This is a genomic window from Massilia sp. IC2-476, assembly GCF_020707295.1.
Lineage (GTDB): Bacteria > Pseudomonadota > Gammaproteobacteria > Burkholderiales > Burkholderiaceae_D > Telluria.
On the sequence record NZ_JAJFER010000004.1, the window covers coordinates 451,594 to 465,116 of the forward strand.

The following is a 13,523-nucleotide window of genomic DNA, read 5'->3' on the forward strand; positions in this document are numbered from 1 at the left end:
TTGCCGGAAAGTATATGAAGCATGGCCAACCTGCGCCGCTCACTAGTCATTAATTTCTTCTCGTCGTCGAGCGCCGCCCTGGTGCAGTTCCTCGTCAGCGTGTTGCTCGCGCGCATGCTCACCCCGAGCGAGATCGGCGTGTTCTCGATGACGGTGGTGTTCGTCACCATCGCCCACATGTTCCGCGACTTCGGCGTCGCCACCTATATCCAGCGCGAGCCCGAGCTCACCCCCGAAAAGATCCGTTCGGCACTCGGGATCCTGTACGCCACCTCGTGGTCGCTGGCGGTCGGCCTGTTCGCCCTCAGCGCGCCGCTGGGCGATTTTTTCAACGAGCCCGGCATCGTCCCGGTCATGCGGGTGCTGGCCCTGGGCTTCATCGTCATCCCGTTCGGCTCGCTGACGCACTCGATGCTGCTGCGTGAACTGGCGGCGGACAAGCAGGCCGTGGTGACGGCGGCCGGCACCATCGCTTACTGCGCCAGCTGCCTCATCCTCGCGGCCCTGGATTTCGGCACCATGAGCCTGGCCTGGGCCAACCTGATCAACATCTGCACCTGCGCCCTGGCCTACATCCCTTTCCGCCCGAAAGGCATGCCCTGGATTCCCTCGCGCCGTGGCTGGGGGCGGGTGATCAACTTCGGCGTGGGACAGCTGTTGACCAACTGTATCGATGCCGCCAACGGCTCGATCGCCGAACTCGTGCTGGGCAAACTGGGCAGTGCACGCCATGTCGGCCTGTTCAGCCGGGCCAACTCGACGGTGTCGATCTTCAGCTACCTGGCAGGTACCACCGTCACCTATGGCGCCCTGACTTATTTGTCGCAGGCGCATCACCGCGGCGAATCGCTGGTGCCGACCCTGCGCCGCGCCGTCACCCTCCTGACCGGCATCGGCTGGCCGGCGCTGGCCCTGACGGCGGTATTCGGGCGCGACCTGGTGCTGGCGCTGTATGGTCCTACCTGGCTGGACAGCGTCCCGGCGATCCTGCCGCTTTGTATCGCAGCGTGCTTCTACCTGCTGTTCCAGTACACGCCGAGCGCGCTCGCTTCGATCGGACGCCCCTACCTGGGCGCGATTCCGCAAAGCGCCACCCTGGTGATGCGCATTACGCTGGGCGTGCTGCTGTTCGACGGTACCCTGGTCAGCTTTGGCTGGGCAGTCTGCCTGGCGACGATGTGCGTCGTGCCGGTCATGCTCTACCTGCAGTACCACTACCTGCAGTTCAAGCCTTCGGCCCTGTTCGCCAGCGTCATGCCGAGCCTGGCGGTGGCGGTGTGCTGTACGGTGATCGGCGAAGCGCTGCACCTGGTGTTGCCGGAGTCACTGCCGGCAATGGCGCGGCTGCTGCTCGCGTTTCCTTTCGTGCTCGGCACCTGGTACGGGGCCTTGCGCCTGATTTCCCACCCGCTCGTCAACGAACTGCACCTGCTGGCGGGCAGCGCCAGGCTGCGCCTGTCGCGCTTCGGTCGCGCTTCCTGAAAGAAGCCGGCCGCGCCGCGGCCGGTCCGCGCTTCAGGCAAAGCGCTCGAGTACCGCCGTGATCGCCTTCGTATGGGACTGGATCGAATAGCGCTGCGCCGTGGCGGCGGCCGCGCTTTCCATCTGCGCGGCCCAGGCCGGGTTGTCCAGGATGCGCAGGATGGCGCCAGCCAGGACGGCGGGATCGCGCGGCGCGATCAGGAGCCCGTCGACTTCATGGGTGATGACGTCGAGCGGTCCGCCTTCGTTCGATGCGATCACCGGGCGCCCGACCGCCATGCCTTCCAGGAAGGTGCGGCCGAAGGGCTCAGGCTGGGTCGACGCGTGCACCACGACCGAACTGATGGACAGGATCTCGGGAATGTCCTTGCGTCCCCCCAGCAGGTGGACGCGGCCGGCCACGCCGGGCGCCTGCACCAGCTCCCCGACCTTGCGCGCGAACACGTCGTCGCGGCCGTAGGCGGCGCCCACCAGCAGGATGTGCGCGTTCGGGTAGCGCGCAAAGACCGCCGGGGCCGCCTCGAGCAGCACATCCTGCCCCTTCCATTCGATCAGGCCGCCCACCAGGGTGATGACCGGCGCATCCGCCGGCAGGCCCAGCTCGCCGCGCAGGCGTGCTGCCGGGCTGCGCGGACGGTAGACCCCGAGGTCGAGGCCCTCGGGCACCACGGTGCATTTGTCTTCCGGCACGCCAAGGCCAACCAGCTGCTGCTTGACGGCTTGTGACACCGGGATGCAATGATCCAGCCATGACAGGACCAGCCGGTTGCTGCGCGTGTCGGCGTGGAAGCCGCGCGCGTGCAATACCAGGGGCAGGCCCGCCATGCGCGCCGCCATGGCGGCGGCGACATTGCAGCTGGCGTCATTGTTCAGGTAGACGATGCGCGCGCCCTGGCGACGGAAGGCCCGGTAATACTTGAACGCATAGGGCAGCAGGTTGCACACGTTGTCGATCATCGACGCGAAGGGCACGCGGCGGTCGTACAGCCAGCCCCGTCTCACGATGTCGACCGGCGCCAGGTGCCGCCAGGACGTCTGCGCCGCCAGTTGCCGGTACTGTTCGGTGCCCAGGCTGGTGTACAGGAGCGGGGTATAGCGCGGATCGAGCTGTTCGAGCATCGCCATCAGCGAAATGACGGCGCCACCGAAGCCTGCGCCGTTCTCGCAGAATGCGACAGGTACCGGTGCAGTCATTGTTCTTCTCCGAGCCAGCGCAGCAGGCGCAAGGCAAACATCAGGGGCCTGGCGTCCCAGGGACGGCTGCGCGGCAGCTGGTAGGGGTGGTCGCGGCCGGAGGCGGCGCCGACCGCCGTGGTGAAGGCCGCGCGGTAGCCGGCCGACTTGACCATCTCCACGTGGCGCTGGTCGAAATCGACGCCCTGCTTGCCGTTCGGGTAGGCGAACAGTTCGACGGGGCGTCCGGTGACGCGCTCGAGGTGGTGCTTGCCGTCCGCGATCTCGCGGAACGCCCGGTCGTCGTCGAGCCTGGCGAGGATCGGATGGGTGACCGTATGGCCGCCGATCTCGATCCGGTACTGCATCAGTTCACGGATCATGTCCGCCGTCAGCATCAGGTGCTGGGTCAGATCCTCCCTGGCCAGCTGCTGGAGCCGGCGCAGCATGGTGTCGCGCGCTTCCGGCGTCAGGTACTTGCAGCGTTCGGTCATGGCCGCCGCGCTCGCCTTGCACTGGGCCGTGTCGGCGAGCGGGTAGACATCCATGCCGATGTCGCGCAGGTCGATCGCGCTGTCGTGCGAGCGGCGGACCGCTTCCAGGATCACGTCGTTCCACATGCTGCTTTCGTCTTCGATGTGCCCGCTGGTGACGAACACGGTCGCCGGCAGCCCACGTTCGCGCAGGATCGGCAGGGCCAGCTCGTGCACCGTGCGGTAGCCGTCGTCGAAAGTAATGGCGACCGCGCGCGGCGGCAGGCTGCCGTTGCCGAGGCGCGTGATCGCTTCGCCGAGCGGCAGCACATTGAAGCACGAGGCCAGCAGGTCCATCTGCCAGCGGAAGGTGTCGACCGTCGGCTCCGAGTCGAGCAAGGGGTCCGGCTTGTGCAGGATCCGGTGGTAGTTGACGATGCACAGGCGCCGCTTGCCGGCTTCGGCGGGAGCAAGCGCATTGCCGGCGGTGCGGATCAGCGGCGCCGCGCAACGCATGCTGAGGGGAAGTGAGTTCACTATCGAGCGACTTTCTCTGGCAGGCGCACCGGCGGCGCGACCGGCGCCGTCCTGTGCAGCGGTACGGCTTTGCCCGCACCCGCGACCTGTGCCAGGGCCGCCGGAAGCAGCCGTCGTTCCAGCACGATCACGAGTGCGAACAGGGTGAAGATGAGATCGAAGTAGGCGAAGCTGAGGGCGGCGCCGCCCAGTGCGAAGGCGAAGATGCTCAGCTGGATCATCGATGCCGCCGTGCCCACCCAATGGTTGCCGAGCTGGCGCCTGGCGATGCGCGCCACTTTGGCCGCCTTGAAGAAGGCCATCGCCAGCATGGTGACATAGATGAACAGGCCGCCGAAGCCCTGGTCGCCCAGCACCTGGAAGTACACGCTGTGGGCGGCGCGCGCGAATTCGACCGGCACCGCGTCGCCGGTGTAGAACCACGAGTAAGCGTCGAAGTCCTTGATCAGGGCACGCCAGATGGCGAAGTTTTCCAGCGCCTTGAAGCCGCCGCCGAAGATGGGATTCTGGGTCGCCAGGATGAAACTGAGCTTCCAGGCCACCACGCGGCCCATGAAGGAATCGTCCTGGTTCGCCGTTTCGATGGTGTTGATGCGGTCGGTCCATTCGGAAGTGACGACGAAGGACGCGGCGACGACCAGGACGGCCGCCAGGCTGCCGAACAAGAACTTGCGCTTGCTCTTGACGAACAGGTAGCCCGCCACCGCCAGCATCGAGATGAAGCCGCCGCGCGACTGGGTGCCGATCACCGCGAACACCAGCAGCGCCATGCTGCCCAGCAGGCCGATCTGGATGATGCGCGAGCGCTGGCCGTATTCGCCCAGCAGGTAGGCGCAGATCGGGAGCGTCATGACGAAGGCGACTGCAAGCTCGTTGCGGTCGCCCAGCACGTGCCCGCTCATGCCGGCGATCGCATGGCCGCCGCCACTGGCGATGAATTTCAGCGCTTCGAGATTGCCGTAGAAGCCGACCGACAGGACCACGCCCCAAAGCAGCATATCCAGGTGCAGCTTTTTCTCGACGATGAGCAGGACGAAGATGAACAGGGCGATAACTTTCCAGAAGCGGTTCCAGTAATCCCAGGCGACTTCCTGGTTACCGATCGCCATGATCGTGCTGATCGTGGTCCAGACGAAAAACAGCAGCACCATGGCGCCCAGCCCGCTCAGCTGGAACTTCGGCTTGTGCTTGCTGAAGACATAGGTCAGGATCGTCACGCCGGCGATCAAGAGGTTGTAGCGGATGCTGCTGGCGGCGCCGTACACCCAGCCGTTCGGGAAGAACAGCGCGGTCCACGGCCACATGCCCAGCGCGATGAAGGGGCGCTTGAACATGAAATACAGCAGTGCCGGCAGGATCGCCAGCAGGAAGAGATCGCGCATCGCCTAGCCTTTCCCGTGGCGCGCAGGGGTGTCGGCGTCGGGCTTCGCGTTTTCCTTTTGGTCTTCACGCAGCGCCCAGAAGCACAGGTAGGCGACGGCAAGAAGGTCCAGCATCCACAACAAGGATTCCATGGTATTTCCGGTTCAGTTCAATACGGGGTCGAGGAAAGCGCCGCGCGACGGGGCAGCGCGCGTCCGGCGAGCACGTCCGCGAACAGGCGCAGCTGGCCGGCGCTGGTGTCGTCCCAGCTGAAGCCTTCGGCATAGCGGCGCGTCGCGGCGCGGTCGGGGTAGTTGGCGCGCAGCGCATTGACGGCGTCGGCCACGCCCTGCGGGCTGCGCTCGCGCATCAGGACGCCTGCTTCGGGCGCCGCCACCACTTCCGGGGTGCCGTAGACGCGGCTGGCCACCACCGGGGTGCCGCAGGCCATGGCTTCGAGCAGCACGTTGGCCCAGCCTTCGCGCGAGGAGGCCAGCACCAGCGCGTCGGCCGCGCCGTAGTGTGCGCGCAGCTGGGCCTGGGGCACGGCGCCGAGGAATTCCACGCGCTCGGCCACGTTGTGGGTGCGCGCGAGCGCTTCCAGCATGGCGCGGTTCGGGCCGTCGCCGGCCACCACCAGGCGCACGCCGGGCAGCAGCGGCAGGGCGGCGATGATCAGTTCCTGGGCCTTGACCGGCACCAGGTGGCCGACCGTGAGCAGGGTGAACATGCTATTCGCCTGGCGCTCGGTGGGGCGGAACAGCTGCAGGTCGACGCCGTTGCGCAGCGAAGTCACGCGGTTCGCGGGCACGCCCAGCGCCACGACTTCGTCGCGCAGCGCATTGCACACCGTGATCACGGCGTCGGCCCGGTTGGCGGCCCACTTGATCATGCGGCGCGGCAGCGTGTATTGCGGCAGCAGCGTGATGTCGGAGCCGCGCGCGGTGATCACCAGCGGCTTGTTGAACCAGCGCGCCAGCAGGGCCGCGGCCACGCCGTCCGGGTAGAAATAGTGGGCGTCGATCAGGTCGAAGTCGAAGCCTTCGTCGATCAGGCGCGCAATCGCCGGGCGCGCGGCCTGCGCCAGCAGGAAGGGCGCCACGTTCATGCCGAGCTTCGGGATCGCGGCATAGCGCGGGTGCTCCACCTGCAGGCCGTGGCGCACTTCGGCGCGCGGGACTTTCGCCATCTTCGCGTAGTTGCCGAAGCGTGGGTGCGTCGAAGGGAACCAGGCCACCGGCGCCACCACGCGCGCCTCCACCTGCCCGGTTGCGACCAGGTGGCGCAGGCGGGTTTCGACGAAGATGCCGTGGCCCGGCTTCTCCGTGTTCGGGAACAGCGTACTGAAAGTCAGGATCTTCATGCAGCCTGCGATTCGGCCGAGCGGGTGGCTGGACGCTTGGCCAGGCGTCCGTAGATGTTCTGGTAGCGCGCCACGCTGACCGGCCAGTTGCGTTCGGTCTCGACGTAGTGCCGGCCGGCCGCGCGCAGGGCCGGCCACAGGGTGTCGGCGTGCAGGAGGGCGGCGACCTTGTCGGCCAGCGAGCGCGGATCGTTGGCCTTGAACAGCACGCCGGTCTTGCCGTCGGCGATCAGCTCGAGGTGGCCGCCCACGTCCGACGCGGCCAGGATACGGCCCTGGGCCATCGCTTCCAGCGGCTTAAGCGGGGTGACCAGGTCGGTCAGGCGCATCGACAGGCGCGGGTAGACCAGCACGTCGAGCAGGTCGTAGTACTTCTGCACCTGCTCGTGCGGTACGCGGCCGGTGAACACCACCTTGTCCGTGATGCCCAGGTCCTGGGCCAGCTGGCGCAGCTGGGCGTCCTGCGGCCCGCCGCCGACCAGCAGCACGCGCAGGTCCGGGATGTCGGTGGAGAGGCGCGGCACCGCGCGCAGCAGCACGTCCAGGCCTTCGTAGGCATAGAAGGAACCGATGAAACCGATCAGGCGCGATCCCTGCAGGCCGAGTTTGCTCTTGAGTTCCTGGTCGGCGCTGCCGCCCACCGAGAACTTGTCGATGTCGACGGCGTTCGGGATCACCGTGACCTTCTCGGCCGGGATGCCGCGCGCGACGATGTCGCGGCGCAGGCCTTCGCAGATGGTGGTGACGGCGTCGGCGCGCTTGAGGGCCCAGGTTTCCAGTGCCCGGGTGGCGCGGTAGCGCAGGCCGTTCTCGCTGCTGGTGCCATGGTCGACCGCGGCGTCTTCCCAGAAGGCGCGCACTTCATACACCACCGGAATGCCGAACTTCTTGCCGGCGCGCAGGGCGGCGACCGCGTTCAGGCTGGGCGAGTGGGCGTGCAGCACGTCCGGTTTCACTTGCGGGATGATTTCCTCGAGGCGCCGGGTGAGGCCGTCGATGACTTCCTTCTGGTTCAGCACCGGCAGTTTGGCCAGCGCGCTTTTTGACGTCGGGGTGCGGTAGAAGTGCAGGCCGTCCACGGTCTCCTCGAGCTGTTCGCCCGAGTTCTGCTTGGAGCCGGTGACGTGGAAGGTTTCCCAGCCGAGCGCGCGCTGTTCGCGCAGGATCGAGCGGGTACGGAAGGTGTAGCCGCTGTGCAGGGGGATCGAGTGATCGAGGACGTGGAGGACTCGCATGTTCTTGTGGTTCCGGTTGCGCTTGTTGCGTTGGTCGTTCTTGTTTTATGCGGCGACGGCGATGGCCGGCGCGGGTTCGGTCGCCGCAGCGGCGCCGTTCTTGCGCAGGAAGGCGTCGAACATCAGCACCGACCACAGGGTCGTGCTGTGGTCCTTGGCTGCGGACTGGTGCTCGTCCACCATCTGCTTCAGGAAGGCCGGGTTGAAGATGCCGGTGTCGAGCAGGGCCGGGTTCAGCACGGCGCGGCGCATGGCGTCCGCCAGCGGGCCGCGCAGCCAGGCCGCCAGCGGAATCGAGAAGCCCTGCTTCTTGCGGTACAGGATGTCGTCCGAGAGGAAGGGCTGTAGCGCCTTCTTGAACACGTGCTTGCCTTCGCCGTTGCGCAGCTTGGAGCCGGACGGCAGGCCGGAGACCCATTCCACGAACTGGTGGTCGAGCAGGGGCACGCGCACTTCCAGCGCATGGGCCATGCTGGCGCGGTCGACCTTGGTCAGGATGTCGCCCGGCAGGTAGGTCTTCATGTCCAGGTACTGGATCAGCGACAGCGGATCGTCGGTCGGGGCGTTCTTCGCATAGCCGCGCATCACCTCGACCGCGCGGTAGCCCTGCAGCTTCTGCTTGAAGCCGCTGGAGAACAGCTGGCTGCGGATGCGGTCGTTGTTGATCGACACGCCGTGGAAGTAACCCTCGGTGAGGTCGCGCGCCAGCGCTTCGAAGGTGGTCTTGGCGCGGAACACGCGCGGCGCCCAGTCGGCCTTCGGATAAACGGCGCCCAGCACGCCGAAGATGGGCTTGCGCACGGCCAGCGGCAGCATCGAGCGCACGCGGTTCTCGCCCATGGCCATGCGGTGGCGGCGGTAGCCGGCGAAGTTTTCGTCGCCGCCGTCGCCCGACAGGGCCACGGTGACACGCTTCCTCGCCAGCTGGCACACGCGGTAGGTCGGGATCGCCGAACTGTCGGCATACGGTTCGTCGTACAGCGCCGCCAGGGTGTCGAGCAGGCCGTAGTCGTCCTTGTCGACGGTTTCGCACTGGTGCGTGGTCTTGTACTGCACAGCCACCTGGCGCGCGTAGTCGGATTCGTCGAAGGCCGGGTCGTTGAAGGCGATCGAGCAGGTATTCACCGGGCCGTCGCTCACGCCAGCCATCATCGCCACCACAGCGCTGGAATCGACGCCGCCCGACAGGAAGGCGCCCAGCGGCACGTCCGAGATCAGGTGGCTCTGCACCGCTTCGCGCAGGCGCGCGACCAGCTCTTCTTCCATGGCGTTTTCGCTCATGGGGGCGTGGGCGGTGAAGGGCACGTCCCAGTACTGCTTCGATTCCGGCACCGGTTGGCCGACGCGCAGGGTCAGGGTGTGGCCCGGCAGCAGCTTCCTGGCACCGCTGAAGATGGTGCGCGGCTCGGGCACGTAGCCGTAGGCGAAATATTCCTCGACCGCCAGCGGGTCGATCTCGCGTTTCAGACCGGGCAGGGTCAGCAGCGACTTCAGTTCCGAACCGAAGGCGAACATGCCGTCCTCCAGCAGCGCGTAGTGCATCGGCTTGATGCCGATGCGGTCGCGCGCCAGGAACAGGGTCTGATTCGGGCGATCCCAGATCGCGAAGGCGAACATGCCGCGCAGGTGGCCCACGCAGGCTTCGCCCCACTGTTCGTAGGCGTGGACGATGGTTTCGCTGTCCGAGGGCGTGCGGAACACGTGGCCCAGGCCCTGCAGCTCGGCGCGCAGCTCGCGGAAGTTGTAGATCTCGCCGTTGAACACCAGGGCGAGGGTCTCGTCTTCGTTGAACAGCGGCTGCAGTCCGGCTTCGAGCGCGATGATCGACAGGCGCCGGTGGCCGAAGCCGAGGCCCGGTTCCAGGTGCAGGTCGCCTTCCACCGGCCCGCGGTGGAACTGGCTTTCGTTCATCCGGTGCAGCAGGTCGCGGTCGATGGCGCGGCTGCCCTGCGTGTCAAAAATTCCAACTATTCCGCACATGGGGTGATCGCCTTATTTCTTGGTGTTGTCTTGGTCTGGCACAGTTCGTCGTACAGGGCGACGTAGGCGGCCAGCATGGCCTGCATGCTGTATTGCTGTTCGATCCGGGCGCGCCCGGCGGCGCCGTGGCGCTGCGCGAGGGCGCGGTCCATGACATAGGAGGCGATGGCGGCGGCCAGCGCCTGCGGGTCGCGCGCCGGCGCAAGCGTGCCGCTCACGCCCTGCTCGACCAGGTCGGGGATGCCGCCCACCGCGGTGGCGACCACCGGCAGGCCGCTTGCCATCGCTTCCAGCAGGGTGACCGGGGTGCCTTCGGCGATCGAGGACAGGGCGAACAGCGAAAAGCTGCGCATCACCGGCGCCACATCGCTGCGCGCGCCGGCAAAGCAGACGCTGTCCTCCAGGGCGCGCTCGCGTACCTGCGCTTCGAGCTGGCCGCGCAGCGGGCCGTCGCCGACCAGCACCAGGCGCAGCTTCGCCTGTGGCAGCAGGGCGCGCAGCTGGACGAAGGCCTCGACCAGGGTCGCGTGGTCCTTCACGTCCTGCAGGCGGCCGACGGTGCCGATCACGAAGGCGTCGGGGTCGCTCTGCCAGGCCTCCAGGGGACCGGCGACGCCCGGACGGAAGCGTTCGGTGTCGACGCCATTGTCGATCAGCTGGATCTTGCGCGCCGGGATGCGCACCACGCGCTCGAGCCAGCCGCGCAGCTCGTGCGAGACCGGCACGTAGCGGTCGATGAAGGGCAGTACCAGGCGGCGCAGCAGATTGTGCTTCGGGTTGACGCCCTGCGGGTCGCGCGCGTCGCGGCCATGCTCGGCATGCACCCGCACCGGCACCCCGGCGGCCCAGGCGGTGGCGGCGTACTCGATGGTGCCGAGGTTATAGGTGTGCAGGATGTCCGGGCGCAGCCGGCGCAGCAGGCGGAACAGGTCCGCATGCGTGCCCAGCGCCAGCCCGGCCGGCTTGTGCAGCGCGAACAGCTCGACATCGGGGCGCGTGATGCGCTGGGCGAAATCGGTGTAGTCGGTGAGGCAGATCACCGCGTGCCGGTAGCGTCCGGCCGGCATGCGGTTGATGGTGTCGACCAGCAGCGTCTCCAGCCCGCCGATGTCGAGGCGGTAGATCAGGTGCGCCACCAGCGGCGGCTGCGGGAGGGCCCCGTTCACCATCTTAGCGTCCATGCTTCAGCGTCCCCGGGCCGCCACCAGCGCGGCGTCGACCGCGTTGAAGTTCTGCGCCAGGAAGGCGCGCAGCGCGGCGCGCGCCGCTTCCTCGCCGTCCGCAGCCGGGGCGGCGATCGCCACCAGGGCGCCGTCGTCGCCGTGGAACATCAGCTTGGCCTGGGCCTGGCGCAGCTTGCCGGCCACGTTGCTGGCGGTGTACTGACCGTCGATCCACATCAGGTGCCAGACCACCAGCGGGCTCTCGCCGCCGTCCAGCACGGTTTCGCGCAGCGCCAGCGTGCGTGCACCGGCGCTTTCGGTGCGGACGCTGGAGGCGGTCTCGTGCCAGACGTCCTTTTCGCCCGCCAGGCGGTTGACGGAACTGATCAGGCCCTTCTGCTTGCTCTGGTTGCGGTAGTACAGCAGCTGCAGCTTGACCGGACGGCCGTCCGGCGCGCTGTAGGCGCGCGCCAGGCGCGCATCCGGTTCCATGTAGCGCACTTCCCAGTCGGCGAAGCCGGCGGCGTAGGGCCAGCCCAGCTTCGGTTCGGGCAGGGCCACTTCCTGCGCATTGTGGTTGGCGCGTTCGTTGAAGGCGGCAAACGCCGGCCACACGGCGCACAAGGCGACGACGGCCAGCGCCATCGGCATCAGCGGGCGGGCGGCGCCCTGCACCCGGCCGGCGGCCGGCGCGGCAGCGATGGGCTGCTCATCCTCGCGCCAGTAGCTGCCGATCCAGAACATGATGAACATGATCACGCCGAAGAACAGCCAGCCGTAGACCAGGTGGTCGACGCCGGTGGCCAGTTCCATGCCGCTCATGTGGCCGATCATCACGATGCCGTAGGCGCGCAGCCAGTTGGCGACGATCGGGACCACGATCGACAGGCCGATGAAGACGGCGCGCCGCACATTCGAGCGGTAGGTCAGGTAGGCGTACAGGCAGCCCAGGGTGATCGAGGAGATCAGGTAGCGGATACCGCTGCAGGCCTCGACCACCGACCAGCTGCCGCTCGGCAGTTCGAAGCGGGTGCCGTTGCGCAGGACCGGGATGCCGGTGGCCTGCACCGCCCACACGGTGAAGTCGGCGGTGTAGTTGATCAGGGGCCCGACGAAGATCTCGCCGAAGGGCACCGCGAACAGCAGGAACAGCAGCGGGAAGGTGAATTTCGCAGCCAGGCGCGGTCCCAGCAGGGCGAGAAACGCCAGCGGGAACATCGACACGAAGGCGTACTGCATCACCACCTGCACGTCGGCGATGCGGCCGGCCAGCCAGGCAGCGCCGGCGCCGGCCAGCAGGACCAGGGCCGGGCGCCATGGCTGGGCCGGCAGTTGGCCGAACCAGGCGCGCTGGCGCCAGATCAGGGCCAGGCTGATCGGCATGATCACATAGCCGTGGGCGAAGGTTTCCGAGCTGTTCCAGGTGTCCACCATCGAGCGCACGGTGCCCAGGTAGAGCAGGAAGGGCGCCAGCAGCGCCAGCGCCAGCGGAAGGTAGTTGGCGCGCGCCGGCTGCGCGGGCGCGTCGATGCCGGCCTTGATCACGCCGGGTGGAGGTGTCAGATGCATTCGAGTCGCTCCCCGATGCAGGCCAGGTTGCTCGGCCAGCTGTACTTGCGTTCGACCCTGGCGCGTGCGGCCAGGCCAATGTCATTGCCGCTGCGCGCCAGCAACGCAGCGACCGCGTCGGCGAAGCCGGCGGCGTCCTGCGCCAGCACCAGCTCCTTGCCCGGTTCGGCCTCGATGCCCTCGAGCGCCTGCGGCGACACCACCACCGGGGTGGCCATCGCCATCGCTTCCAGCACTTTGTTCTGGATGCCGCGCGCGATGCGCAGCGGCGCCACCGCGGCGCGCGCGTGCGCGATGTAGGGGCGCACGTCGGGGACGGTGCCGGTCACCACGATGTTGGGCTGCCTGGCCAGTTCCAGCACGGCCGGGGTCGGGCGGGCGCCGACGATGTAGAACACCAGGTCGGGGAAGCGCGCGCGCAGCAGCGGCATCACGTCCGCGGCGAACCACTGCACCGCGTCGACGTTGGGCCAGTAATCCATGGCGCCGGTAAAGGCGATGGCGCGTTCGCCTTCCTTGAAAGGCGAGGGGCCGGCGGCCGCCGGCGAGAAGTAGTCGGTGTCGACGCCGTTGCTGAAGAAGCCGATGCGCGCATCGCTCTCGGGCGCCAGCTGGCGGAACAAGGCTGCCTCGGGCTCGGACACGAACAGCGAAGCGTCGTAGTCGCGCGCCACCTGGCGCTCGTAGGACAGCAGCTGGCGCGCCTCGTGGCGGTACAGCCAGCTCATCGGCCAGGATTTCTTCTCGGCGTACTGCCGCCATTTGTCCGAGTCGACGTCGCAGAAGTCGACCACGCGGCGCGCGTTCGGGTACTTGTCGGCGTACTGCGCCATGGCCGAGGAGAATACCAGCACGCGCTCGATCTTGTGCGCGCTGACGGTCTGGTCGACCCAGCGCTGCATGGTGGCGTCGCGGTAGTAGTCGAGCGAGAGCGAGCGGTTCTTGACCAGCGCGCCAAGGCTGCGCACCCGCGAAAGCAGGGGGTTCAGGCTGGCGAAATGGCTGCTGGCGCACATCTTCTCCACGGTCGGCACGTGCTGCCAGTCGTCGGCGTCGTCCACAAACGTAGCCAGGTGCACCCGGTAGTCGCGCGCCAGGTGCTTGAGCAGGTGGTAGGAGCGGATCTTGTCGCCCTTGTTGGGCGGGTAGGGGATCCGGTGGATCAGGAGCAGCAGGTCTTCCACGT

11 protein-coding genes are annotated in these 13,523 nt (G+C 67.7%); 1 reads left to right on the forward strand and 10 read right to left on the reverse strand.

Annotation, left to right across the window (positions count from 1 at the left end):
* Window positions 1-21 precede the first annotated feature (21 nt).
* Window positions 22-1,482: an oligosaccharide flippase family protein gene (locus LK539_RS14035; protein WP_227801577.1), complete on the forward strand. Its 1,461-nt coding sequence runs from the start codon at window positions 22-24 to the stop codon at window positions 1,480-1,482.
* A gap of 33 nt (window positions 1,483-1,515) precedes the next feature.
* Here LK539_RS14035 and LK539_RS14040 read toward each other — a convergent pair whose 3' ends face one another.
* The 10 genes from LK539_RS14040 to LK539_RS14080 are packed head-to-tail and all read right to left on the reverse strand — an operon-like array spanning window position 1,516 to window position 13,521.
* A complete protein-coding gene (locus tag LK539_RS14040) occupies window positions 1,516-2,676 on the reverse strand; it encodes a glycosyltransferase family 4 protein (protein WP_227801578.1) in 1,161 nt (386 codons plus the stop codon).
* Window positions 2,673-3,665 carry a polysaccharide deacetylase family protein gene (locus tag LK539_RS14045; protein WP_227801579.1) on the reverse strand — a complete coding sequence of 331 codons (993 nt, stop codon included), beginning with the start codon at window positions 3,663-3,665 and terminating at the stop codon, window positions 2,673-2,675. Before LK539_RS14045 ends, LK539_RS14040 begins: the two co-directional genes overlap by 4 nt.
* Window positions 3,665-5,047: a putative O-glycosylation ligase, exosortase A system-associated gene (locus LK539_RS14050; RefSeq protein WP_227801580.1), complete on the reverse strand. Its 1,383-nt coding sequence runs from the start codon at window positions 5,045-5,047 to the stop codon at window positions 3,665-3,667. The genes LK539_RS14045 and LK539_RS14050 overlap by 1 nt, the downstream gene beginning before the upstream one ends.
* Window positions 5,048-5,050: 3 nt before the next feature.
* Window positions 5,051-5,179, reverse strand: a complete 129-nt coding sequence (locus LK539_RS24435) for a hypothetical protein (RefSeq protein ID WP_267877533.1) — start codon at window positions 5,177-5,179, stop codon at window positions 5,051-5,053.
* Window positions 5,180-5,196: 17 nt separating this feature from the next.
* Window positions 5,197-6,390 (reverse strand): glycosyltransferase family 4 protein, encoded by a 1,194-nt coding sequence (locus LK539_RS14055; protein WP_227801581.1) that lies wholly within the window; start codon window positions 6,388-6,390, stop codon window positions 5,197-5,199.
* The gene (locus LK539_RS14060; protein WP_227801582.1) at window positions 6,387-7,625 is read right to left on the reverse strand and encodes a TIGR04063 family PEP-CTERM/XrtA system glycosyltransferase; all 1,239 of its coding nucleotides are present in this window, start codon (window positions 7,623-7,625) and stop codon (window positions 6,387-6,389) included. The genes LK539_RS14055 and LK539_RS14060 overlap by 4 nt, the downstream gene beginning before the upstream one ends.
* A gap of 45 nt (window positions 7,626-7,670) precedes the next feature.
* Window positions 7,671-9,605 carry an XrtA/PEP-CTERM system amidotransferase gene (locus tag LK539_RS14065; protein ID WP_227801583.1) on the reverse strand — a complete coding sequence of 645 codons (1,935 nt, stop codon included), beginning with the start codon at window positions 9,603-9,605 and terminating at the stop codon, window positions 7,671-7,673.
* Window positions 9,593-10,786 (reverse strand): TIGR03088 family PEP-CTERM/XrtA system glycosyltransferase, encoded by a 1,194-nt coding sequence (locus tag LK539_RS14070; RefSeq protein WP_227801584.1) that lies wholly within the window; start codon window positions 10,784-10,786, stop codon window positions 9,593-9,595. Before LK539_RS14070 ends, LK539_RS14065 begins: the two co-directional genes overlap by 13 nt.
* Before the next feature lie 3 nt (window positions 10,787-10,789).
* A complete protein-coding gene (gene xrtA / locus LK539_RS14075; RefSeq protein ID WP_227801585.1) occupies window positions 10,790-12,337 on the reverse strand; it encodes an exosortase A in 1,548 nt (515 codons plus the stop codon).
* A complete protein-coding gene (locus tag LK539_RS14080) occupies window positions 12,328-13,521 on the reverse strand; it encodes a TIGR03087 family PEP-CTERM/XrtA system glycosyltransferase (RefSeq protein WP_227801586.1) in 1,194 nt (397 codons plus the stop codon). The genes xrtA and LK539_RS14080 overlap by 10 nt, the downstream gene beginning before the upstream one ends.
* Window positions 13,522-13,523: the final 2 nt, after the last annotated feature.

Bases quoted from the DNA above. Each gene is read 5' to 3' on its own strand.
- LK539_RS14035 (WP_227801577.1), top strand. From the start codon at position 22: ATGGCCAACCTGCGCCGCTCACTAGTCATTAATTTCTTCTCGTCGTCG.
- LK539_RS14040 (WP_227801578.1), bottom strand. From the start codon at position 2,676: ATGACTGCACCGGTACCTGTCGCATTCTGCGAGAACGGCGCAGGCTTC.
- LK539_RS14050 (WP_227801580.1), bottom strand. From the start codon at position 5,047: ATGCGCGATCTCTTCCTGCTGGCGATCCTGCCGGCACTGCTGTATTTC.
- LK539_RS24435 (WP_267877533.1), bottom strand. From the start codon at position 5,179: ATGGAATCCTTGTTGTGGATGCTGGACCTTCTTGCCGTCGCCTACCTG.
- LK539_RS14055 (WP_227801581.1), bottom strand. From the start codon at position 6,390: ATGAAGATCCTGACTTTCAGTACGCTGTTCCCGAACACGGAGAAGCCG.
- LK539_RS14060 (WP_227801582.1), bottom strand. From the start codon at position 7,625: ATGCGAGTCCTCCACGTCCTCGATCACTCGATCCCCCTGCACAGCGGC.
- LK539_RS14065 (WP_227801583.1), bottom strand. From the start codon at position 9,605: ATGTGCGGAATAGTTGGAATTTTTGACACGCAGGGCAGCCGCGCCATC.
- LK539_RS14070 (WP_227801584.1), bottom strand. From the start codon at position 10,786: ATGGACGCTAAGATGGTGAACGGGGCCCTCCCGCAGCCGCCGCTGGTG.
- xrtA (WP_227801585.1), bottom strand. From the start codon at position 12,337: ATGCATCTGACACCTCCACCCGGCGTGATCAAGGCCGGCATCGACGCG.